Source organism: Myroides sp. 1354, assembly GCF_030324495.1.
Taxonomy (GTDB): Bacteria; Bacteroidota; Bacteroidia; order Flavobacteriales; family Flavobacteriaceae; genus Flavobacterium.
Genome location: NZ_JACAGN010000002.1, coordinates 1 through 22,264, shown reverse-complemented (window position 1 = coordinate 22,264; position 22,264 = coordinate 1). Strand labels below are relative to the sequence as shown.

At 35.3% G+C, this 22,264-nt stretch carries 23 protein-coding genes; 22 read left to right on the top strand and 1 reads right to left on the bottom strand.

The window, feature by feature from the left end:
* Position 1: 1 nt before the first annotated feature.
* The 22 genes from rpsE to HX004_RS02845 all read left to right on the top strand — a co-directional run bounded on the left by rpsE (position 2) and on the right by HX004_RS02845 (position 19,172).
* Positions 2–526, top strand: coding sequence for a 30S ribosomal protein S5 (rpsE, locus tag HX004_RS02950; RefSeq protein ID WP_182647123.1), 525 nt, complete (start codon positions 2–4; stop codon positions 524–526).
* 11 nt (positions 527–537) lie between these two features.
* Positions 538–720 (top strand): 50S ribosomal protein L30, encoded by a 183-nt coding sequence (rpmD, locus tag HX004_RS02945; protein ID WP_286440831.1) that lies wholly within the window; start codon positions 538–540, stop codon positions 718–720.
* Positions 721–732: 12 nt separating this feature from the next.
* Positions 733–1,185: a 50S ribosomal protein L15 gene (gene rplO / locus HX004_RS02940; RefSeq protein ID WP_002987495.1), complete on the top strand. Its 453-nt coding sequence runs from the start codon at positions 733–735 to the stop codon at positions 1,183–1,185.
* A 16-nt stretch (positions 1,186–1,201) separates the two neighbouring features.
* Positions 1,202–2,548, top strand: coding sequence for a preprotein translocase subunit SecY (gene secY / locus HX004_RS02935; RefSeq protein WP_286440830.1), 1,347 nt, complete (start codon positions 1,202–1,204; stop codon positions 2,546–2,548).
* Between the two features lie 5 nt (positions 2,549–2,553).
* Positions 2,554–2,769: a translation initiation factor IF-1 gene (gene infA, locus HX004_RS02930; RefSeq protein ID WP_002987492.1), complete on the top strand. Its 216-nt coding sequence runs from the start codon at positions 2,554–2,556 to the stop codon at positions 2,767–2,769.
* A 13-nt stretch (positions 2,770–2,782) separates the two neighbouring features.
* Positions 2,783–2,899 carry a type B 50S ribosomal protein L36 gene (ykgO, locus tag HX004_RS02925; protein WP_002987490.1) on the top strand — a complete coding sequence of 39 codons (117 nt, stop codon included), beginning with the start codon at positions 2,783–2,785 and terminating at the stop codon, positions 2,897–2,899.
* A 2-nt stretch (positions 2,900–2,901) separates the two neighbouring features.
* Complete coding sequence (rpsM, locus tag HX004_RS02920) at positions 2,902–3,276, top strand: 30S ribosomal protein S13 (protein WP_115091697.1); 375 nt, start codon at positions 2,902–2,904, stop codon at positions 3,274–3,276.
* 11 nt (positions 3,277–3,287) lie between these two features.
* Entirely contained in the window at positions 3,288–3,671 is a 384-nt protein-coding gene (gene rpsK, locus HX004_RS02915; RefSeq protein WP_002987484.1) for a 30S ribosomal protein S11, read from the top strand.
* A gap of 84 nt (positions 3,672–3,755) precedes the next feature.
* Positions 3,756–4,361, top strand: a complete 606-nt coding sequence (gene rpsD, locus HX004_RS02910) for a 30S ribosomal protein S4 (RefSeq protein ID WP_286440829.1) — start codon at positions 3,756–3,758, stop codon at positions 4,359–4,361.
* A gap of 25 nt (positions 4,362–4,386) precedes the next feature.
* On the top strand, positions 4,387–5,379 hold the full coding sequence (locus tag HX004_RS02905; RefSeq protein ID WP_286440828.1) for a DNA-directed RNA polymerase subunit alpha: 993 nt from the start codon (positions 4,387–4,389) through the stop codon (positions 5,377–5,379).
* Positions 5,380–5,412: 33 nt separating this feature from the next.
* Positions 5,413–5,892, top strand: coding sequence for a 50S ribosomal protein L17 (gene rplQ / locus HX004_RS02900; protein WP_182647119.1), 480 nt, complete (start codon positions 5,413–5,415; stop codon positions 5,890–5,892).
* 104 nt (positions 5,893–5,996) lie between these two features.
* The gene (carA, locus tag HX004_RS02895; RefSeq protein ID WP_286440827.1) at positions 5,997–7,106 is read left to right on the top strand and encodes a glutamine-hydrolyzing carbamoyl-phosphate synthase small subunit; all 1,110 of its coding nucleotides are present in this window, start codon (positions 5,997–5,999) and stop codon (positions 7,104–7,106) included.
* Between the two features lie 109 nt (positions 7,107–7,215).
* Positions 7,216–8,505, top strand: coding sequence for a phosphopyruvate hydratase (eno, locus tag HX004_RS02890; RefSeq protein WP_286440826.1), 1,290 nt, complete (start codon positions 7,216–7,218; stop codon positions 8,503–8,505).
* 286 nt (positions 8,506–8,791) lie between these two features.
* Positions 8,792–10,078: a citrate synthase gene (locus HX004_RS02885; RefSeq protein WP_286440825.1), complete on the top strand. Its 1,287-nt coding sequence runs from the start codon at positions 8,792–8,794 to the stop codon at positions 10,076–10,078.
* A 160-nt stretch (positions 10,079–10,238) separates the two neighbouring features.
* Positions 10,239–11,153 (top strand): dimethylarginine dimethylaminohydrolase family protein, encoded by a 915-nt coding sequence (locus HX004_RS02880; RefSeq protein WP_286440824.1) that lies wholly within the window; start codon positions 10,239–10,241, stop codon positions 11,151–11,153.
* 10 nt (positions 11,154–11,163) lie between these two features.
* The gene (ctlX, locus tag HX004_RS02875; RefSeq protein ID WP_286440823.1) at positions 11,164–12,099 is read left to right on the top strand and encodes a citrulline utilization hydrolase CtlX; all 936 of its coding nucleotides are present in this window, start codon (positions 11,164–11,166) and stop codon (positions 12,097–12,099) included.
* A 141-nt stretch (positions 12,100–12,240) separates the two neighbouring features.
* The gene (locus HX004_RS02870) at positions 12,241–14,364 is read left to right on the top strand and encodes a TonB-dependent receptor plug domain-containing protein (protein WP_286440822.1); all 2,124 of its coding nucleotides are present in this window, start codon (positions 12,241–12,243) and stop codon (positions 14,362–14,364) included.
* A gap of 2 nt (positions 14,365–14,366) precedes the next feature.
* On the top strand, positions 14,367–15,815 hold the full coding sequence (locus HX004_RS02865) for an HmuY family protein (RefSeq protein ID WP_286440821.1): 1,449 nt from the start codon (positions 14,367–14,369) through the stop codon (positions 15,813–15,815).
* 250 nt (positions 15,816–16,065) lie between these two features.
* Positions 16,066–16,722 carry a class I SAM-dependent methyltransferase gene (locus HX004_RS02860; RefSeq protein WP_286440820.1) on the top strand — a complete coding sequence of 219 codons (657 nt, stop codon included), beginning with the start codon at positions 16,066–16,068 and terminating at the stop codon, positions 16,720–16,722.
* A gap of 139 nt (positions 16,723–16,861) precedes the next feature.
* On the top strand, positions 16,862–17,428 hold the full coding sequence (gene xpt / locus HX004_RS02855; protein ID WP_286440819.1) for a xanthine phosphoribosyltransferase: 567 nt from the start codon (positions 16,862–16,864) through the stop codon (positions 17,426–17,428).
* A 154-nt stretch (positions 17,429–17,582) separates the two neighbouring features.
* On the top strand, positions 17,583–18,590 hold the full coding sequence (locus tag HX004_RS02850) for an LLM class flavin-dependent oxidoreductase (protein ID WP_286440818.1): 1,008 nt from the start codon (positions 17,583–17,585) through the stop codon (positions 18,588–18,590).
* 36 nt (positions 18,591–18,626) lie between these two features.
* Complete coding sequence (locus tag HX004_RS02845; protein ID WP_286440817.1) at positions 18,627–19,172, top strand: hypothetical protein; 546 nt, start codon at positions 18,627–18,629, stop codon at positions 19,170–19,172.
* Positions 19,173–19,211: 39 nt separating this feature from the next.
* Here the strand turns inward: HX004_RS02845 and HX004_RS02840 are convergent, their stop codons facing one another.
* The gene (locus tag HX004_RS02840; protein ID WP_286440816.1) at positions 19,212–21,377 is read right to left on the bottom strand and encodes a M3 family metallopeptidase; all 2,166 of its coding nucleotides are present in this window, start codon (positions 21,375–21,377) and stop codon (positions 19,212–19,214) included.
* Positions 21,378–22,264 lie beyond the last annotated feature (887 nt).

The window sequence follows — 22,264 nt, the reverse complement described above, 5'->3', positions numbered from 1 at the left end:
TATGTATCAAAATTATAAAAACGTAGAATTTGTAAAACCAAGCGGTCTTGATTTAAAAGATCGTTTGGTTAGTGTAAACCGTGTTACTAAAGTAACAAAAGGGGGAAGAGCTTTTGGTTTTTCTGCTGTTGTTGTAGTAGGTGACGAAAACGGTGTAGTGGGTCACGGTTTAGGTAAATCTAAAGATGTATCTGAGGCTATTGCTAAGGCAGTAGAAGATGCTAAGAAAAACTTAGTTAAAATTCCATTAAACGGACATACTATTCCGCACGAACAAAAAGGTAAATTCAGTGGAGCGCGTGTATTATTGATGCCTGCATCATTAGGTACGGGAGTTATTGCTGGAGGTTCTGTGAGAGCGGTAGTTGAAGCTGTAGGAATTACAGATTTATTATCTAAGTCTCAAGGTTCTTCGAATCCACATAACGTGGTGAAAGCTACTTTCGATGCTTTATTACGATTAAGAAGTGCTTCTACAGTTGCAAAACAAAGAGGAATTTCTTTAGAAAAAGTATTTAAAGGTTAATTTGAAAGATTATGTCGAAAATCAAAATAAAACAAGTAAAAAGCCAAATTAAATGTCCTCTTAACCAAAAGAGAACATTAGAGGCTTTAGGACTTCGTAAGATTGGTCAAGTGGTTGAACATGAAGCTTCTACTGCAATCTTAGGAATGGTAAATAAAGTTCAACACTTAGTTTCTGTAGAAGAAATTAAATAATATTCGCAATAGATGAATTTAAGTAATTTACAACCAGCAAACGGTTCAGTACACAACCAAAACAAACGTGTTGGTCGTGGTGAAGGTTCTGGAAAAGGAGGAACTTCTACAAAAGGACATAAAGGTGCTAAATCACGTTCAGGTTATTCGAAAAAGATCGGATTTGAAGGAGGACAAATGCCACTTCAAAGACGTGTACCTAAATTCGGTTTCAAAAACATTAACAGAGTTGAGTACGCTGTAATTAACTTAGAGGCTTTACAAGGTCTTGTTGATAGCGGAAAAGTAACTGATACTGTAGATTTTTCTCAATTAGTTGATTTAGGATTAGCTACAAAAAACAGTTTAGTTAAGGTTTTAGGACGTGGAGAGCTAAAAGCAAAATTAAAAGTTTCTGCTCATAAATTTTCAGCTTCTGCCCAAGCAGCTATTGAAGCAGCAGGAGGAGAAGTTGTAACGTTATAAAATCTTAGTGAACAGGATGAAGAAGTTTTTTGAAACATTAGCCAGTATCTGGAAAATCGAAGAGTTAAAAAATAAAATCTTAATCACATTAGGACTATTACTTGTGTACCGTTTCGGTACACAAGTAACTCTACCAGGTATTGATGCAACGAAATTGCAAGCGTTGACTGATCAAACTGATCAAGGAATTGGATGGTTAATTAACGTTTTTACAGGTGGTGCATTTGCACAGGCATCTGTTTTTGCTTTAGGTATTATGCCTTACATTTCTGCTTCCATTGTGGTGCAGCTGATGGGAATTGCGGTTCCTTATCTGCAAAAATTACAAAATGATGGAGAAAGCGGTAGAAAGAAAATGAATCAAATTACAAGATGGTTAACTATTGGTATTACCTTATTGCAAGGACCTAGTTACATCTATAACTTGTATGTGCAATTGCCATCAGATGCATTTTTGCTAGGTTTTAATTCTTTCTCATTCTTGTTTTCTTCAGTAATGATACTAACTGCCGGAACTATCTTTGCCATGTGGTTAGGAGAAAAAATTACTGATAAAGGGATTGGAAATGGTATTTCGTTATTAATTATGGTTGGTATTATTGCAAGACTTCCTATGTCTTTCATCCAAGAATTCCAATCGCGTATTACAGAAAATAACGGAGGACCAATGTTAGTTGTTATTGAAGTAATTTTATGGTTATTGATTATCGTAGCTTGTATCTATTTGACATTAGCTGTACGAAGAATTCCAGTACAATACGCTCGTAGAAGCGCTTCTGGAACGTATGATCAATCCATGTTAGGAGGAAACCGCCAATGGATTCCTTTGAAACTAAATGCTTCAGGAGTTATGCCAATTATCTTCGCTCAAGCGATTATGTTTGTGCCTGCTGCTGTGGCTGGTTTGTCAACTTCGGATACTGCAAAATCAATTAGTAATACATTCCATAATGTATTTGGTTGGGAGTATAATTTACTTTTTGCTTTATTAATCATTATTTTTACGTACTTTTACACCGCGATTACAGTACCTACTAATAAAATGGCAGACGACTTGAAGCGAAGTGGTGGTTTTATTCCAGGGGTTAAGCCTGGTTCTGAGACTGCAGATTTCTTGGATAGAATTATGTCGTTAATCACTTTCCCTGGGTCTTTATACCTAGCATTGATAGCTATTTTTCCAGCTATTATCGTTAGTATTTTAGGGGTTCAACAAGGATGGGCGATGTTTTATGGTGGTACTTCACTATTAATTATGGTGAGTGTTGTAATTGATACAATCCAACAAGTGAACTCATATCTATTGAACAAACAGTATGATAGTATGATGACAAGTGGTAAAAATAGAAGAGCGACAGCTTAAATTTTATGGCAAAACAATCAGCAATAGAACAAGACGGAGCAATAATCGAAGCATTGTCTAATGCAATGTTCCGTGTAGAATTAGAAAATGGTCACGTTGTTATCGCGCACATCTCAGGTAAAATGCGTATGCACTACATTAAGTTGTTGCCTGGTGATAGAGTGAAACTGGAAATGAGTCCATATGACTTGACCAAAGCAAGAATTACTTATAGATATTAAAGAGGCTATTAAAATGAAAGTAAGAGCATCAGTTAAAAAAAGAAGTGCCGAGTGCATCATAGTACGTAGAAAAGGTAGACTTTACGTTATTAATAAAAAGAATCCTAGATTTAAACAAAGACAAGGATAATTATGGCAAGAATCGCAGGGGTAGACATACCTAAATACAAAAGAGGAGTTATTGCTTTAACTTATATCTTCGGGATTGGTTCTAGTAGAGCTAAAGAAATTTTAGCAGCAGCTAATGTTGATGAAGATAAGAAAGTACAAGATTGGAATGATGATGAGATCGGAGCGATCCGTGAAGCAGTAGGTCATTTCAAAATTGAAGGTGAATTACGTTCAGAGATTTCTTTAAACATCAAACGTTTAATGGATATCGGTTGTTACAGAGGGATCCGTCACAGAACTGGACTTCCTTTAAGAGGACAAAGAACGAAGAATAACTCGAGAACGAGAAAAGGTAAAAGAAAAACTGTTGCTAACAAGAAAAAAGCAACTAAATAATAAGTAGTAATATGGCTAAAGCGAATACAAAAAAGCGTAAAGTTGTTGTAGAAACAACAGGTGAAGCTCATATTAATGCAACATTCAACAATATCATTATTTCCTTGACTAACAAGAAAGGTGAAGTAATCTCTTGGTCGTCTGCAGGTAAAATGGGATTCAGAGGTTCTAAAAAGAACACTCCATATGCTGCTCAGATGGCTGCTGAAGATTGTGGTAGAGTTGCACTTGAGGCAGGATTGAAAAAAGTAAAAGTTTATGTAAAAGGTCCAGGTAACGGAAGAGAATCTGCAATCAGATCTTTACATAATGGTGGAATCGAAGTAACTGAGATTATCGATATTACTCCAATCCCACACAACGGATGTCGTCCTCCTAAGAGAAGAAGAGTTTAATTTATAGTATAACCAAAGGTAGGATAGATTATCGGAGGAAAGTGACCTGAATTCATAATCCCTACCTTTTTTTTATTTTGAAAAATGGCAAGATATACTGGTCCACAAACAAAAATCGCTCGTAAATTCGGCGAAGCTATTTTCGGAGATGATAAATCATTCGAAAAAAGAAACTACCCTCCAGGACAACACGGATTAGCTAAAAAAAGAGCTAAAAAATCTGAATATGCTGTTCAGTTAATGGAGAAACAAAAAGCAAAATACACATACGGTATCTTAGAAAAGCAATTCCGTAATATTTACAAGAAAGCTGCGGCTGCTCGTGGAGTTACTGGTGAGGTATTGATTCAATTGTGTGAATCGAGATTAGATAACGTAGTTTACAGAATGGGAATTGCTCCTTCTCGTAGAGCTGCACGTCAAGTAGTTTCTCACAGACATATCACAGTAAATGGTGAAGTAGTGAATATTCCTTCTTACCAATTAAAAGCTGGTGATAAAGTTGCTGTTCGTGAAAAATCTAAATCTTTAGAAGTTATCGAACGTTCGTTATCTAATTCTAGTTCTGTTTACGAATGGATTACTTGGAATCCTGAAACTTTAGAAGGTACTTTCGTTGCTGTACCTCAAAGACTTCAAGTTCCAGAAAACATCAAAGAACAGTTAATCGTAGAGTTGTACAACAAATAATAATTGACATTCAGTCGAAACAAATATGGCAATATTTAATTTTCAAAAGCCCGATAAAGTTATCATGATTGATTCGACCGATTTTAGAGGTAAATTCGAATTTAGACCTTTAGAACCGGGATATGGATTGACTATTGGTAATGCATTGAGAAGAGTACTTCTGTCTTCGTTAGAGGGGTATGCTATTACTTCAGTACGTATCGAAGGAGTTGATCACGAATTTTCTACCATCGCTGGTGTTGTTGAGGATGTTACTGAAATTATCCTTAACCTTAAGCAGGTACGTTTTAAACGTCAGGTGGAAGATATAGATAATGAATCTGTAAGTATCACTTTTTCAGGGAAAGAACAAATGACTGCTGGTGATTTCCAGAAGTTTATTTCTAATTTCCAAGTATTAAATCCGGAGTTAGTTATCTTCAATTGCGAAAGCAGTGTAAGTATAACAATGGATTTAACAATCGAAAAGGGAAGAGGTTACGTTGCTGCAGAGGAAAATAGAAAACCTAATGCACCAATCGGAACAATTTTCACAGATTCGATCTATACTCCAGTTAAGAACGTTAAGTATGCTATAGAAAATTACCGTGTAGAGCAAAAAACTGACTACGAAAAGTTGGTTTTTGATATCATTACAGACGGTTCTATTCATCCAAAAGACGCCTTAACAGAAGCAGCTAAAACATTGATTCATCATTTTATGCTGTTCTCAGACGAGAGAATTACTTTAGAGGCTGATGAAATTGCTCAAACTGAATCATACGATGAAGAATCATTGCATATGAGACAGCTTCTAAAAACTAAATTGGTAGATTTAGATCTTTCAGTTCGAGCGTTAAATTGTTTAAAGGCGGCTGAAGTAGATACATTAGGAGATTTAGTATCTTTCAACAAAAACGATTTGATGAAATTCAGAAACTTCGGTAAGAAGTCTCTTTCTGAATTAGAAGAATTAGTGGCTGTGAAAGGATTAAATTTTGGTATGGATCTATCAAAATACAAATTAGATAAAGAATAATCTAGACCGCTAAAGTCTAAATTCGATAACGCAATGAGACACGGAAAAAAAATAAATCACTTAGGTAGAAAAGCTGGACATAGAAATTCTATGTTAGCTAATATGGCTTGTTCTTTAATTGAGCACAAGCGTATCAATACTACTGTAGCAAAAGCAAAAGCATTAAAACAATATATCGAACCATTAGTAACTAAAGCTAAAACTGACGATACGCATAATCGTCGTGTTGTTTTCTCTTACTTAAGAAGTAAAGAAGCTGTTACTGAATTGTTCAGAGAAGTTGCTCAAAAAGTTGGTGACCGTCCAGGAGGATACACTCGTATCATCAAGTTAGGTAACCGTTTAGGGGATAACGCTGATATGGCTATGATTGAATTCGTTGACTTCAACGAAATCTACAACGTAGCGAAGAAAGAAGCTAAGAAAACTACTCGTAGAGGGAAGAAGAAAGCTGAAACTGTTGACGCTCCTCAAGCTGAAGCTACTACAACTGAAACAGAAACAAATGAATAATAACGATTCATTATATCTGTTTTCATTATAAAATTAAAAGGACATTCTTTTTAGAATGTCCTTTTTTTTGCTTTATTTTTGCATCACTACAATACAACTTACACATGGAATATAAAAGAAAAGAAGACGGTATCATTGTTTTAGCTGATGGCACCGTTTTTTATGGAAAATCAATTGGTATTAAAGGAACAGCATTTGGTGAAATTTGCTTTAATACTGGAATGACAGGATATCAAGAAGTGTTTACAGATCCGTCTTACTACGGACAAATTATGCTATCTACGAATCCACATATTGGTAACTATGGAGTTAATGCGGACGAAGTAGATTCTGACGGGATTAAAATTGCGGGACTTGTATGTAAGAATTTTAGTTACGAATATTCGCGTCCTGATGCTGATGGTAGTTTATATGATTATTTCGATGCACATCAATTAGTAGCGATTTCTGATGTGGATACAAGAGCTTTGACAGCTTATATCCGCGACAATGGCGCAATGAACGCTGTGTTAAGTACTGATGGAAAATCAGTAGAAGAATTAAAAGCTTTGCTAAAAGAAGTTCCTTCAATGGAAGGATTGGAGCTTTCTTCTGTAGTTTCTACAAAAGAACCTTATTTTTATGGTAACCCTGAGAGCAAATACCGTGTATCGGTTTTAGACTTGGGTATTAAAACAAATATCTTGCGTTGTTTGGCCGAACGTGATTGTTATATTAAGGTATTCCCTTATGATAGTTCATATGAGGATCTACTTTCTTTTGATCCAAATGGGATTTTCTTGTCTAACGGACCTGGTGACCCACAAGCCTTAGCGGATAAAGGTGTATTAACTGTAGTAAAACAAGTGGTAGAAGGTCATTTACCTGTTTTTGGAATTTGTTTAGGACATCAGTTGATCTGTTTATCTCAAGGAGTAGGTACATATAAAATGTTCAGTGGACACAGAGGAGTGAATCACCCTGTATTAAATGTATTGACAGGTAAAGGAGAGATAACTTCTCAAAACCACGGATTTGCCGTGATTAAAGAGGCGTTGACGAATCATCCAACATTGGAAATTTCTCATTTGCATTTGAATGATCAAACGGTTGCAGGAGTGCGCATGAAAAACAAGGCGGTTTTCTCTGTTCAGTATCACCCGGAATCTAGTCCTGGACCACATGATTCAAGATATTTATTCGATGATTTCGTTGAGAATATGAGTAAGAATTAAAAACTTGGTTTATTGCCAAAAAGCTTTGAAAAAGTAAAATACACAACACAAAGGTCTGCGATGTTTGCTTTAGCTTATCTACGGCCGATTAATAACACACACTTTAATTATGAGTACAATTTTAAGCGTTCACGCACGTCAAATTTTAGATTCTAGAGGTAATCCAACTGTTGAAGTTGATGTGATTACAAGTAATGGAAGTTTAGGAAGAGCTGCTGTTCCATCGGGAGCTTCTACTGGAGAGCACGAAGCTGTTGAATTGAGAGACGGTGGAAAAGCTTTTATGGGTAAAGGCGTTTTAAAGGCAGTTGAAAACGTGAACACGGCAATTGCAGAGCATATTATTGGTTTAAGCGTATTTGAACAAAACTATATCGATCAATTGATGATTGATTTAGATGGTACGCCAAACAAAGGTAATCTAGGAGCAAATGCGATTTTAGGTGTTTCTTTAGCTGTAGCGAAAGCAGCAGCAGCAGAATTAGGAATGCCATTATATCGTTATGTAGGTGGTGTTTCTGCGAATACATTGCCTGTACCTATGATGAATATTATCAATGGAGGATCTCACTCTGATGCCCCTATTGCGTTTCAAGAGTTCATGATTATGCCTGTGAAAGCGATTACATTTTCACATGCGATGCAAATGGGAACGGAAATTTTCCACCACTTGAAAAAAGTTTTACACGACAGACAACTAAGCACTGCTGTGGGTGATGAAGGAGGATTTGCTCCTACATTAAAAGGAACTGAAGATGCTTTAGATTCGATAAAAGTTGCAGTGGAAAATGCTGGATACCGTTTTGGAGATGAAATTATGTTAGCTTTAGACTGTGCTGCTTCTGAATTCTATGTAAACGGAAAATATGATTACACGAAATTTGAAGGAGATTTAGGTAAAGTACGCAGTTCTCAAGAACAAGCTGATTACCTTGCTGAATTAAGTGCTAAATACCCTATTATCTCGATTGAAGATGGAATGCATGAAGATGATTGGGAAGGATGGAAATACTTAACAGATAAGATTGGAGCTAAAGTACAATTAGTAGGGGATGATTTATTTGTAACAAACGTTACGCGTTTAGAAAGAGGAATCAATGAAGGTATTGGTAATTCAATTCTAATTAAAGTAAATCAAATTGGAACATTGACGGAAACAATAGCGGCAGTTAATATGGCGAAAAACGCAGGATATACCTCTGTAATGTCTCATCGTTCAGGAGAAACAGAAGATAGTACAATTGCGGATTTAGCAGTAGCTTTAAACTGTGGCCAAATTAAAACTGGTTCAGCTTCTCGTTCGGATCGTATGGCGAAATACAATCAATTGCTTCGTATTGAAGAAGAATTGGGTGATATTGCTTATTATCCACAAGAAAAAGCATTTAAAATCAACTAATTTTAATAAAATGATAAAAAAGCTCCAACTTATGATGTTGGAGCTTTTTTTGTAAAATATCTGTTTATTTATTATTTTTTTAATAGTATATTGTAGATTGAAATACAATTGTTTATAACAAGATATTTTTATGGGAATTGTGTCGAAAATGTTGTGAATCAATGATTATTATTAGCTTTTATAGCTTGTATGTAAGCATAATATTTCATATCTTTCCAACTGCAAAAAACATTTTAGATGTTTTAATTATATAAGTAAAAAGTAAAGAAAAATAAAAAATAACAATATGTCTAAAACAGCTTTTATAGAAGTTGATGGTCAAAGACACGAACTACCAGTATTAGTTGGTACTGAAAACGAAGTAGCAATTGATATCTTAAAATTACGTGCATTAACAGGGGCTATCACTTTAGATCCAGGATATAAAAATTCTGGTTCATGCCAAAGTGCAATTACTTTCCTAGATGGAGAACAAGGAATTTTAAGATATAGAGGCTATTCAATCGAGGACCTTGCTGCTAAATCTAACTTTTTAGAAGTTTCTTATTTAATTATTTTCGGAGAGTTACCAACACAAGAGCAATTAACTCAATTTGAAAAAGACATTCGCAAGTATTCGTTAGTGAACGAAGAAATGAAGAATATCATTGACGGATTCCCGAAAACAGCTCATCCAATGGGTGTATTAGCTTCTTTAACAAGTGCTTTGACTGCTTTTAATCCAAAAGTAGTGGATGCTGAATGTGAAAAGAGCTTGTACGAAGCTGTTTGTAAAACGATGAGTAAATTCTTAGTTATTGCAACATGGACGTATAGAAAAGCAAAAGGATATCCGTTAAACTATTACGATAACACGAAGAGTTATGTAGATAGTTTCCTACAATTAATGTTTGCTTTGCCAACTGAGCCATACGAAATGGACCCAGTAGTAAAGAATGCTGTTGATAAATTATTCATCTTACACGCAGATCACGAACAAAACTGTTCTACTGCAACAGTAAGAATGGTAGGGTCTTCTCACGCTGGATTGTTTGCTTCAATCTCTGCTGGAGTATCTGCACTTTGGGGACCGCTTCACGGTGGTGCTAACCAAGCAGTACTTGAAATGTTAGAGGCTATTCAAAATGATGGTGGAGACGTTGAAAAATACATCAATAAGGCAAAAGACAAAGATGATCCATTTAGATTAATGGGATTCGGTCACCGCGTATACAAAAACTTCGATCCAAGAGCACGTATCATTAAGAAAGCAGCGGATGAAGTATTAGCTAAATTAGGAGTAGATGACCCCGTTTTAGATATAGCTAAACAATTAGAAGCAGCAGCTTTAAAAGATCCATACTTTGTAGATCGTCACTTATATCCAAACGTAGATTTCTACTCTGGAATTATCTACAGAGCCTTAGGTATCCCAACTGAGATGTTTACGGTAATGTTTGCTATCGGACGTTTACCAGGTTGGATTGCTCAGTGGAAAGAAATGAGAATTAACAAAGAACCTATTGGACGTCCACGTCAATTGTACGTAGGAGAACCTTTAAGAGAATTTGTTCCAATGAACGAAAGAAAGTAATTTTCTGTTCAGTATAATAAAAAAAGGAAATGAGTTTTACTCATTTCCTTTTTTTATTAGTAATCTCTCATCCTCTCATCCTTTAACACAAAAAACAAAAAGCAAAAAAACAAACAGCAATCAAAAGGGGTTTTACTATATTTGTACAAAATGACAGTATATGTTACAATTAAACGTAAAAAATGAAACCTCTCGTTTGCGGGCTGTGGTCCTAGGCACTGCCGTTAGTAATGGACCCACACCTACAATTGAAGAAGCCTATGATCCAAAATCACTGGAACATATAAAAGCAGGAACGTATCCCGTTGAAGCTGATATGGTGCGTGAAATGGATGCCTTTAATCAGGTTTTTGAAAAATATGATGTAAAGGTATATCGACCTGAAATCATCGAAGACTACAATCAAATTTTTACTCGTGATATTGGATTCGTTATTGATAATAAATTTATCAAGGCCAATATACTTCCCGATCGAGACAGAGAATTAGCCGCTATTAATTACGTTTTAGACCAAATAAATCCCAGCGATATTATATCCGCACCAGAGGAAATGCATTTCGAAGGTGGTGATGTAATGTTGTGGAACGATCATATCTTTATTGGATCATACAAACGTCCTGATTATCGCAACTATATTACTGCTCGTACGAATGAATTAGGAGTAGATTTTATTCGCGAATTATTTCCAAATAAAACCATTAAGAGTTTTGATTTAGTCAAATCAAAAATAGAACCAAGAGATAATGCCCTACATTTAGATTGCTGTTTCCAACCAGTAGGGGTGGATAAAGCGATTATTTACAAAGGAGGTTTTTACGATGAGAAGGAATATCAATATTTAGTTGATATCTTTGGAGAAGCAAATTTGTTCCAAATAACGCGCGAAGAAATGTATCACATGAATTCGAATATTTTTTCAATCGCACCAGATGTAGTAGTGTCTGAGAGAAACTTTACACGTTTGAACAATTGGTTGAGAAATCACAATATAACAGTAGAAGAAATTCCATATGCTGAAATTGCTAAGCAAGAGGGGTTATTGAGATGTTCTACGTTGCCATTAATAAGAGATTAATTTGAATAGTATGAAACAAATAACAAACAATATTCTGATGATTCGTCCTGTTGCTTTTCGCATGAATGAGCAAACAGCAGTGAATAACTATTACCAAAAGGTATTAGATAATTTAACGCCAGCAACAGTAAATGCAAAAGCACAACAAGAATTCGATGCTTTTGTTGAAAAACTACGTGCAGTGGGGGTAAATGTTACGGTAGTAGATGATACAGTAGATCCAGATACTCCGGATAGTATTTTTCCGAACAACTGGATTTCTTTTCACGAATCAGGAGAAGTTGTTTTGTATCCGATGTTTGCTGAAAACAGAAGATTAGAAAGACGCGAAGACATCTTGGATATCTTAGAAGAACAAGGGTTTGAAATCAACGATATATGGGATTATACTTCTGCAGAAGAAGATGATTTATTCCTCGAAGGTACAGGAAACCTTTTGTTAGATAGAACAAACGAAATTGCTTATTGTGCTTTATCGCCACGTGCAGATGAAGGTTTGGTCATAGAGTTCTGTGAAGATTTTGAAATGAATCCCGTTATCTTTGAAGCATTCCAAACGGTGGATGGAGAGCGTAAAAATATCTACCATACCAATGTAATGATGTGTTTGGGAGATACTTTTGCTGTTATTTGTGCAGATACGATTGACGATAAACAAGAGCGAAAAATTGTTTTAAATCACTTGAAAGAATCAGGAAAAGAAGTTATTCTTATTACAGAAGATCAAGTGAATAATTTTGCAGGTAATATGTTACAAGTATTAGGCGCAAATGATCAAAAATACTTAGTAATGTCTACGCAGGCTTTTAATAGCTTGACAGACGCACAAATTAAAATGCTTGAAAAACACGCAACAATCCTACACAGTAGCTTGGATACTATTGAAGCATGTGGTGGTGGAAGTGCAAGATGTATGATGGCAGAAGTGTTTTTACCTAAAAACTAGAAGCTCAACGTATAATACAAAAGCGAAGTGGATAACTTCGCTTTTTTTTATGAAAAATATATTATTTAAAATCAATTTAAATAATATATTTTCTTATCTTTGCAATTAAGAATCTATCTAAATAAAAGACTTTACATATAAATGAAACGTTCACTACTGCTTGCAACAGGTACTTTACTTACTTTAAGTTCGACTGTCGTTGCTCAAACAAATGAAACGATCAAAGAGCCGGAACAAAAGCTGGAAGAAATTGTAATTTCAGGTCAATATAATCCGCAGTCGATCAATAAAGCTGTTAATAACGTAACGGTTCTAAATAGACAAAGAATTGAAAATTTAGGAGCTGTTACTTTAGCAGATGCATTAAATCAAGTAATGAATATTTCAATCCTACCGAATGGAGGAACTGGGCGTTCAACAGTAAAAATGTTTGGTCTAGATGCCCAATATTTTACTATTCTGATTGATAATGTACCCATGATTTCAGATGAAGGATTTGGGAATAACACTGACTTAACGCAAATTAACCTTGATGATATCGAGCAAATCGAAATCGTTGAAGGGGCAATGGGAGTGGATTATGGTGCAAATGCAGTAACGGGTATTATCAATATTATTACCAAAAAGAACAATATAAACGATTGGAATGTCAACTTCTTTGTACAAGAAGAAACGGTGGGAAGCGAATATGACTGGAAGAATAAGGGAAAGCATATTCAAGGAATTACCATGGGACATAACATCAATGATAATTTATATGCTAGTATTTCCTATATACACAATGATTTTAAGGGATGGTATGATGATAGAAAAGGATTTACATATTATGGAGATGAAGACAAACGTGGACATGAATGGTTGCCAAAAAATCAGAACAATGTCAAAGGTTTTTTAAATTACCACCACAAGTCTTACCGCGTATACTATAAATTTGAGTATTTTGATGAACGCATGAAAGATTATGCAAAGCTCTTCAATATAAACGAAGATCCGGTTTTCGAAACGATTAACCCCGTTGCTGTAGATCGTATTTTGAATACACAACGTTGGTCGAATGTATTAAATACTTCTGGAAATTGGAATGATTGGTTGCGTTTTGACTTATCATTTTCTTATCAAAAACAGGAGAGAGAAACAAATAAATACAGATATCGTATTATGTACGATGAAAAATTTGATAAGAGCTCTTTTAAAAGTGAAAGTAGAGAAGTGTTTTTCTCAAGAGGTACTTTTAGTGATTTTATCAAATTAGAAGCAGCCAAGTTTCAAGTAGGATATGAAGTAGCGTATACGAATGGATATTCTGCTATGTCTGAACAATTAGCTGAAAATCCAAAGAAAAAGGCATTGGGAAGTTATGATTTTTACGCTTCATCTGAAATCAATGTCTTGCCTCGATTGATGGTGCGCCCTGGATACCGCTTGATGACGTCGAATACTTTTGATAGTCAACACGCTTTGAGTTTGGTGTTAAAGTACGTCCTACCTGGTGATTATGAAATTAGAGGTACAGTTGGTACATCTCCACGTTTGCCAAACTACGAAGAATTATACACCTACTTTGTAGATGTGAACCATGATTTACAAGGAAATGAAAACCTGAAACCAGAAAAAGGAAAAACAGTGTTTTTAAATTTCAAGAAAACTTTTTCCCTGGGCGATAATATAGAATTGAGCAATAGTTTAACAGGACGTTATTTAGAAGTATCTGATAAAATTGATCTAATTGAAGTTGTGAATCCAGAAGGATTAAAATTTGTATACGAGAATACAGATTTTTACCGCAATATTGGAGCGACCTTTTTGAGTCAATTGAGTTGGAATTCGTTTGATTTTGGTCTTGGTTTTACCATGTCTGGTGTTTCTCAAGAAATTTATAAAGCCCCAAAGGGAACCGATAAGTTTTTGTATACTCCTGAAGTGACAGCGAATATCAACTATCGCTTAGAAAAAACGGGAACGAATTTCTCTTTGTACTATAAGTTTAATGGAGAAGAAGAGCGATTCAAAAAAGGATCAGACGAGTTTGGAGAGTATTATGCTAAAGGAAAACAACAAAGTTATTCTTGGTTGGATTTTACTGTTAGACAACCATTCTTTAAAAATATGTTGCACGCAACTGTTGGGGTGAGAAACTTGTTTGATATCAAAGACATTCGCTCAACAACAAGTGCAGGAACAGGACATTCTGGAGGAGCTACTTCCAATCCTATTGGATACGGAACGAGTGTCTTTGTTAAATTACAATATAAATTAGGATTTTAATTATGAAGAATTATAAATTAGGAAAACTTGTTATTGCACTTGTTGCACTTGTTTTTTTCAGTTCATGTGAGAAAGATTCTAATAATGGAAATAGTGATGTACGCGATTTTATTGTGGCTTTTGACGATCCTTCTATCCCATATAGAGAGATTGAAACAACGCGAAAAGTAGATTTAGTTTTTTCTGAAATGGCGCAAGGAGAGGGAAGTGTTGAGATTCAGATTATTCCAAGTAAAGCTATTTATGGCGTAGACTTCGCTACAATACCTGCAGCAAACAATCTTAAGTTAATTGTGCCTTTTTCAAAGGGAATGAAAAGTACTTCATTCACCTTTGAGAACTTAATTTTCCCTTACGATCGAATGGATAAAACGATTCAGTTCAATATAGTAAAGGTAAATTACAACGAGAAGACACCGAAAATCCAAGGGTATAATGTGATGATGATTAGTTTTGATACCTCATTAGGAGGAATCATGACACCCAATGTTGGAGGGCCAACACAACCTAATCAGGTTTATGTTGATTTAGGAGGAAAAGCGATGTACGAAGTAAAGCGAAATACATGGGATTTGGCTTTTGATAGCGGAAGCGAATTCAGAGTTCGTTTAAATGGCTCCGTTTATATGGCCGCGGGAATTATTCAAGGAGCAGGTTCTATTGATGATGTACGTGAGGACAATACCATTCGCGACATGAAAAATGTTGTGAAAATTGGAACCTTTGACCCTGCTAACTTAGCGTATATTGATGATCCATCTGGTGATCCAAATAAAACAGCAATTCAAGCTATCTCCGATAATGATGCAAATAATAAAGTGTATTTAATCAATATGGGATTTGATCCAGGAGAAGATGCAGTTGAACCAGGATCGGTTTTAGTTACAGGAAAAGAACGCGGTTGGAAAAAAGTTCGCATCTTAAAGCGTGAAGGAGGTTATCTATTGCAATATGCTGATATCAACGATAGCACGCACAAAGAAGTAATGATACCTAAATCAGCTGGATTCAATTTTACGTTTTATAGCTTTAACACAAATCGCATTGTACAAGTAGAGCCAAGTAAAACAAAATGGGATTTAAACTTTACTGTATTTACCAATAAAGTAGATCAAGGAGGAGATCCAAAAGGATCTTACGGATATTCGGACTTTATTGTCCAAAACAGTTATGGAGGAGTAAAAGCATACAAGGTAATTATTCCTGCAGGAGATAAGAATTTTTATAAAGCATATAATTTACAAAGTGTAGAGGAAAACTTATTGTCTAGTGATTTTACGACGATTGGTGGGACATGGAGAGAGGTAGCCAATGCAAAAGTGTTGTATAAAAATGTGTTTTATGTAATCAAAGATGCAAAAGGGCATTATTATAAAATGAGAATGTTAGATTTCTTCAATGAAAAAGGGGATCGCGGATATCCAAAATTCGAATATTCATTGTTGAGATAAAAGATAGTTAAGAGTATATAGAGATTAGTTGTCGCACTCTATATGTTGAATTCAATCGAATGGCAAATAGCTTTTTGTATTTGTTCTTTATTGAGTTGTTAGTTTATTTTTGTTAGGAAAACCCCGAAGTAGTCTTTCGGGGTTTTTCGTTTGCAAAACCTTCTTTTTTAATGGAATAAGTCGAAAATAATACGGTCGAATATTATGTAGATTTATTCTAAATAGTTATCTTTGAGCAAAATTAAAAAGAATGAATAATTTAGATTTAAATGAGGTAGCGAATCAGTTGCGATGTCCTTCAGGACAAGCAGGAGAGGAGTTGGCAGAAGTAATGTTTAAATCAAATAGCAATATGATTTACAAAACTGTAGATCGTTTGCAATTGTATCAAGAGGATACGGTCTTAGAAATCGGATTTGGTAGCGCAAAGCATTTACCCTATATTTTTTCAGCAGCTCAGAATCTCAGTTATTATGGAGTAGAAATCTCTGCGTTGATGTTGGAGATGGGGGCGAAAGTAAAGGAATCTTTGAGTCAGGAAAAAATAGAATTGAAATTAGCTGATGAATTGAATACGCTTTCTTATCCTGATAAGTTTTTTAATCATTGTTTTTCAGTAAATACGGTTTATTTTTGGAATGACCCAGTTAAATATTTTACAGAAATATACCGAGTGCTCAAACCAGGAGGAAGCATAGCACTATCCTATATACGAGAAGATTTTGCACAACAACAGCCTTTTGCAACAGAAGATGTTTTCCATTTTTACCGAACAGAATGGTTGATTCGCATCATGACCAATATCGGATATAGTCATGTTGAGCGTTGGCAATATATCGAAAATACATTAGATAAAGTAGGTAATAAAGTAATTCGACCTTTTGTGGTATTGAAAGGGAAGAAGTAAGTTTTAAGTTAGTTCTATTTTAAAAATGCGTTTTCGATTTTTGTAAACGATTTATATTATTTTAACTTCGCGTAATTATAGTATCAAAAAAGGAGATTCGCCAATCTCCTTTATTTATTCATAGACAACACACAAAATAATGGAATTATTACGTCAGCGAATTCTTCAAGATGGAAGATGTTTTGAAGGAGGAATTTTAAAAGTAGATAGCTTTATCAATCACCAAATGGATCCAGTTTTAATGAAATCCATTGGAGTAGAGTTTGTCCGTCGATTTGCCGCAACCAATGTAAATAAGATTATGACGATTGAAGCCAGTGGAATCGCACCGGCTATCATGACAGGATATTTGCTTAATCTTCCTGTAGTATTTGCAAAGAAAAAGAAACCGAGTACCATGGAAAATATGTTGCATACACAAATTCACTCTTTTACAAAAGATAGAACGTATGACGTAGTGATTAGCAATGATTTTTTAACACCAGAAGATAATGTACTTTTCGTAGATGATTTTTTAGCCTATGGAAATGCAGCAGTAGGAGTGTTGGATCTTATAGAACAGTCAGGTGCTAATTTGGTAGGAATGGGCTTCATCATTGAGAAGGCCTTCCAACAAGGAAGAAATTTACTCGAAGAAAAAGGAGTACGCGTTGAATCTTTAGCAATTATTGACGACTTGTCCAATTGCACAATCACAATTCGATAATAACATGAAGCTCATTCAATTTAGAATGGGCTTTTTTGTTGTGTTTAAAAGACAAGTAGCCTGATATGTTAAACTATTTCTATTGCCCTAGGGTATTCTTTTTTTATTGATTACTTTAATAGCTTACAAAAATTCGTTCATTAGATTAAGTAATATGAATAAAAATATACCTTATTCTTTCTTAGATTTAGCCGTTATAGGTGCAGAAAAATCGACGAAAGAAACATTAAACAATGTTTTAGTTAGCGCTCAACATGCTGAGCAATTGAATTATACTCGCTTTTGGTTAGCCGAACACCACAACATGCCCCATATTGCGAGTTCGGCTACTTCGGTTCTCATCGGTTATGTAGCAGGAGGGACTGAAAAAATAAGAGTGGGGTCCGGAGGAATTATGTTGCCCAATCATCCGCCCTTAGTGATCGCAGAACAATTTGGTACGTTAGAATCTTTATATCCCAATCGCATTGATTTGGGATTGGGAAGAGCACAAGGAACCGATCAACTCACCGCCATGGCATTAAGGAGAAATGACATACAAAGTGCTAATTTCTTTCCTCAGCAAATTCAAGAGTTGAAAACATTTTTTAGCGAAACAAATGCCGAGGCAAAAGTCAGGGCTTTTCCAGGTGAAGGATTGGATATTCCTTTTTGGATTCTAGGCTCAAGCACAGAAAGTGCTTATTTAGCCGCTGAGCTGGGATTACCTTATGCTTTTGCCAGTCATTTTGCGCCTGATCAAATTCAAATGGCAGGAAAAATTTATAGAAATAATTTTAAACCTTCTGCTCAGCTTGAACAACCGTACTTCATGCCTTGTGTGAATGTTATCTTAGCTGATTCTGCTTATGAAGCTGAAAAATTAGCCACATCTTTTTATCGCATGTTTTTGGGAATTATAAGAAATGATAGAAAACCCTTGCAACCCCCTATTGAATCCATGCAGGGAATATGGACTGTGCAAGAAGAGGCTGCGGTGTATAATATGACTGCTTGTTCATTTATTGGGACAAAAGAGGAAATGCTACCGGAACTGAATCGCTTCTGTGAAGTATTAGAAGTAGATGAATTAATGATTACCACTCCAATCTACGATTATGAACAACGCAAGTATAGCATGAAGTTATTTGCAGAAGTGATGCAAGATTTGGAACAGTCTTAATTTTGTATGTATTTTTGTTCGATAAATCAAATACGTATGATGAAGAAAATTGGAAGTATACTACTTCTTTTAGTAGTAATGGTAAGTTGTACGAGTAAAACTACTTATACAGAAATTGTACAGGATGACCTATTTAGTGTTGCTGTTCCCAGTACCATGCAAAAAACAAGAGGATTAAATGGCGATGCCGCCTTACAGTTACAAAATGTCAAAGAAGAACTTTACCTTATTGTGATTAAGGAAAACAAAAGTGAAATCGACGAACTATTCGATCCAACTACTGTAGAAGGAGAAGATATATTTACACAATTTTCAGGAACAACATTAGAGTACTTAACGTCTACATTGGATGAATTAAATCCAAGTGAGTTGCAACTTCAGGATCAAACGATTAATGAATTGCCTGGGAGAACGGTTGACTTTACAGCGAGAATCGGAGGATTAGATGTTTATTATAAGTTTGCTGCGTTTCAAGGGAAAGAAGACTATTATCAAGTGTTGACTTGGACTTTAAAGGAATACAAAGACAAAAATCAAGAAGCTATGAATAAAATGGTTGATAGCTTTAAAGAAATAAAATAAAAAAAGGTCAGAGTGTAAACTCTGACCTTTTTTTATGGATTAGATTTTAGCATCTAATTTATTGTTGTTTTTGAATGTCGTTTTTTGATCAAACCCTTTCATTTTTAAATAAGCATCAATCGTTGCATCTTTACCTCTAAACTCGCGATACATTTCATCAGATGGCTTAGTATTTCCTTTTGATAAAATCTTATCTCTGAAGATTTGGCCATTTTTGCGGTTCATTCCACCATTGTCCATTAACCATTGGAAGGCATCGTTGTCTAATGTTTCAGCCCAAGTATATGAGTAATAACCCGCAGCATATCCTCCTCCAAATACGTGATTGAAGAATGAAGAACGATATCTCGGTGGTACAGTGGCTAAATTAATACCATATTTAGCTAAAGCTTGTTGTTCAAATGTTGCAACATCTTTAATATCTGCTGTAGATGAAATAGTATGCCATTCCATATCCAATAGTGATGCACTTAAAATCTCAGTTAAGCCATATCCGATATTAAAGTTTTGAGCCGCTTTCATTTTGGCGATTAAACTTTCAGGAATAACATCTCCTGTTTTGTAGTGTTTTGCATAGTTCGTCAATACCTCAGGTAAAAAGGCAAAATGTTCGTGGAATTGTGAAGGTAATTCAACAAAATCACGCGATACACTAGTTCCAGCAACCGAAGGGTAAGTTACATCAGATAAGAATCCGTGTAGTCCATGACCGAATTCATGGAACATGGTGATTACTTCATCTGGTGATAAAAGGGTAGGTTGACCAGCAGCGGGTTTTTGGTAGTTACAAACATTGTAAACAACGGGAGCTTGGTTTAATAATTTCGATTGTGTTACAATATTACTCATCCACGCACCTCCGCGTTTTGATTCACGCGCGTAAAAGTCAACGTAAAATAACCCAATGGGACTTTTATCTTCATTGAAAATTTCAAAAACGCGTACATCTTCTTGCCAAACAGGAATATCTTTGCGTTCTTCGAAAGTAATACCATATAATTTCTCTGCCATATAGAAAACTCCTTTTTCTAAAACAGCATTCATTTCGAAATAGGGTTTTACTTCATTTAAATTTAAAGCGTATTTCTGTTCTCTTATTTTTTCAGCATAATAATCCCAGTCAGCTGCTGTTAAAGTAAATGGATCGGCTTCCTTATTGATTAAGTCTTGAATTTCTTTAGCCTCTTGTGTAGCTGCCCCTACAGCATAAGGACTCAATTGATCCATTAATTTTTTTGCCTGATCTGGTTTATTAGCCATGCTTCCTTGTAGGCTCCATTCAGCATAGTTTTTAAAACCTAGTAGCTCCGCTTTCGCTGCGCGTTTTTTTGCAATTGTGATTAATGTCTCTCTTGTATCGTTGTCATCTCCTTTTTCTGTGCGACTGCAACCAGCGTCAAATAATTTTTTGCGTGACTCCTTATTATGTAAAGAAGCAGCAATCGGTTGCTGTGTGGTATTGTTTAAAGGAATAGCATAGGTTCCATCCGCTTGTTTGAATGCTTCTAACTCAGATTCACTTAATCCATCTAATTCCTCTTTGGTGAATACTACACTTCCAGATTTAGTAGCAGCCAATAACTGATCTCCAAATTTAGTAGTAAGAGAGGCCAATTCTTGGTTCAATTGTTTTAATGTTTCTTTTTGCTCAGGTTGTAAGTTAGCGCCAGAACGAACAAACTCTTGATAGTATACATCAAGTACACGTGCCTGTTCACTTGTTAATCCTAGAGAAGCTTGTTGGTCGTGTAATTGTTTTACTCTTTGGAATAAGGCATCATTAAGGTAAATACCATCCTTATGTCCTGCAAACTTTGGAGATAACTCTTGGTTGATAGCTTTAATTTCATCATTTGTATGTGCGCCCACTAATAAATGAAATACAGAACTCACGCGATTTAACAATGCACTTGATTTTTCTAATTCCACAATCGTATTCTCAAAAGTAGGTGCTTCAGTATTAGCTGTAATTTTATCAATCGCTTCTACTTGACGACGCATACCTTCTAAAATAGCAGGTTTGAAATCCTTATTCTTTATTTTTTCAAAATCTGCCGTTTGATACGGTAGCGTACTTTCTGCAAAAAAGGCATTGCTTTCATCCCAATTTGGATTTGCATCTGTTTGATCTGCGTTTTTTTTACATGACATACTAAATAAAGTTATACCAGTTAAGGTACCTACAATAGCTTTCTTCACATACATAATAGGTAAAATTTAAAATATGAAGTTCAAAGATAGAAATATATTGTGAAGTTGTTAGGTTGTTTTGACCCTCTCCTTATATATATATATGTAGGGGCAGATAGCTATCTGCCCCTTTGTTTGAAGTTTCTTTTTCGAATGAAAGCTATTTTTTCTAAATAGGAGGGCACAGGCCCCTGTGCCCGTACAGGCAGATAGCTATCTGCCCCTTTGTTTGAAGTTTCTTTTTCGAATGAAAGCTATTTTTTCTAAATAGGAGGGCACAGGCCCCTGTGCCCGTGCGGGCAGATAGCTATCTGCCCTTTTGTTTGAAGTTTCTTTTTTGAATGGAAGGTATTTTTTCTAAATAGGAGGGCACAGGCCCCTGCGCCCGTACAGGCAGATAGCTATCTGCCCTTTTGCATGAAAGATGATTTTATTTGATTCTCTCCTTATATATAGATAAGAGCAAATGGAAATTTGCCTATTATACTCAAAATATTTTTTTCGAATGGAAGCTATTTTTTCTAAATTAGGAGGGCACAGGCCCCTGCGCCCGTACGGGCAGATAGCTATCTGCCCTTTTGCATGAAAGATGATTTTATTTGATTCTCTCCTTATATATAGATAAGAGCAAATGGAAATTTGCCTATTATACTCAAAATATTTTTTTCGAATGGAAGCTATTTTTTCTAAATTAGGAGGGCACAGGCCCCTGCGCCCGTACGGGCAGATAGCTATCTGCCCTTTTGTTTGAAAGATGATTTTATTTGATTCTTTCCTTATATATAGATAAGAGCAAATGGGAATTTGCCTATTATGCTCAAAATATTTTTTCTGATGAAAGCTATTTTTTCTAAATAGGAGGGCAGATAGCTATCTGCCCCTTTGTTTGAAACACTCTTTCC

Coding starts and splice junctions, on each gene's coding strand:
- HX004_RS02860 (WP_286440820.1), top strand. CDS start 16,066: ATGAATAATTTAGATTTAAATGAGGTAGCGAATCAGTTGCGATGTCCT.
- xpt (WP_286440819.1), top strand. CDS start 16,862: ATGGAATTATTACGTCAGCGAATTCTTCAAGATGGAAGATGTTTTGAA.
- secY (WP_286440830.1), top strand. CDS start 1,202: ATGAAGAAGTTTTTTGAAACATTAGCCAGTATCTGGAAAATCGAAGAG.
- rpsK (WP_002987484.1), top strand. CDS start 3,288: ATGGCTAAAGCGAATACAAAAAAGCGTAAAGTTGTTGTAGAAACAACA.
- HX004_RS02850 (WP_286440818.1), top strand. CDS start 17,583: ATGAATAAAAATATACCTTATTCTTTCTTAGATTTAGCCGTTATAGGT.
- HX004_RS02865 (WP_286440821.1), top strand. CDS start 14,367: ATGAAGAATTATAAATTAGGAAAACTTGTTATTGCACTTGTTGCACTT.
- infA (WP_002987492.1), top strand. CDS start 2,554: ATGGCAAAACAATCAGCAATAGAACAAGACGGAGCAATAATCGAAGCA.
- rpsD (WP_286440829.1), top strand. CDS start 3,756: ATGGCAAGATATACTGGTCCACAAACAAAAATCGCTCGTAAATTCGGC.
- eno (WP_286440826.1), top strand. CDS start 7,216: ATGAGTACAATTTTAAGCGTTCACGCACGTCAAATTTTAGATTCTAGA.
- HX004_RS02845 (WP_286440817.1), top strand. CDS start 18,627: ATGATGAAGAAAATTGGAAGTATACTACTTCTTTTAGTAGTAATGGTA.
- HX004_RS02905 (WP_286440828.1), top strand. CDS start 4,387: ATGGCAATATTTAATTTTCAAAAGCCCGATAAAGTTATCATGATTGAT.
- rpmD (WP_286440831.1), top strand. CDS start 538: ATGTCGAAAATCAAAATAAAACAAGTAAAAAGCCAAATTAAATGTCCT.
- HX004_RS02870 (WP_286440822.1), top strand. CDS start 12,241: ATGAAACGTTCACTACTGCTTGCAACAGGTACTTTACTTACTTTAAGT.
- rpsE (WP_182647123.1), top strand. CDS start 2: ATGTATCAAAATTATAAAAACGTAGAATTTGTAAAACCAAGCGGTCTT.
- ykgO (WP_002987490.1), top strand. CDS start 2,783: ATGAAAGTAAGAGCATCAGTTAAAAAAAGAAGTGCCGAGTGCATCATA.
- rpsM (WP_115091697.1), top strand. CDS start 2,902: ATGGCAAGAATCGCAGGGGTAGACATACCTAAATACAAAAGAGGAGTT.
- rplO (WP_002987495.1), top strand. CDS start 733: ATGAATTTAAGTAATTTACAACCAGCAAACGGTTCAGTACACAACCAA.
- ctlX (WP_286440823.1), top strand. CDS start 11,164: ATGAAACAAATAACAAACAATATTCTGATGATTCGTCCTGTTGCTTTT.
- HX004_RS02880 (WP_286440824.1), top strand. CDS start 10,239: ATGTTACAATTAAACGTAAAAAATGAAACCTCTCGTTTGCGGGCTGTG.
- rplQ (WP_182647119.1), top strand. CDS start 5,413: ATGAGACACGGAAAAAAAATAAATCACTTAGGTAGAAAAGCTGGACAT.
- HX004_RS02840 (WP_286440816.1), bottom strand. CDS start 21,377: ATGTATGTGAAGAAAGCTATTGTAGGTACCTTAACTGGTATAACTTTA.
- HX004_RS02885 (WP_286440825.1), top strand. CDS start 8,792: ATGTCTAAAACAGCTTTTATAGAAGTTGATGGTCAAAGACACGAACTA.
- carA (WP_286440827.1), top strand. CDS start 5,997: ATGGAATATAAAAGAAAAGAAGACGGTATCATTGTTTTAGCTGATGGC.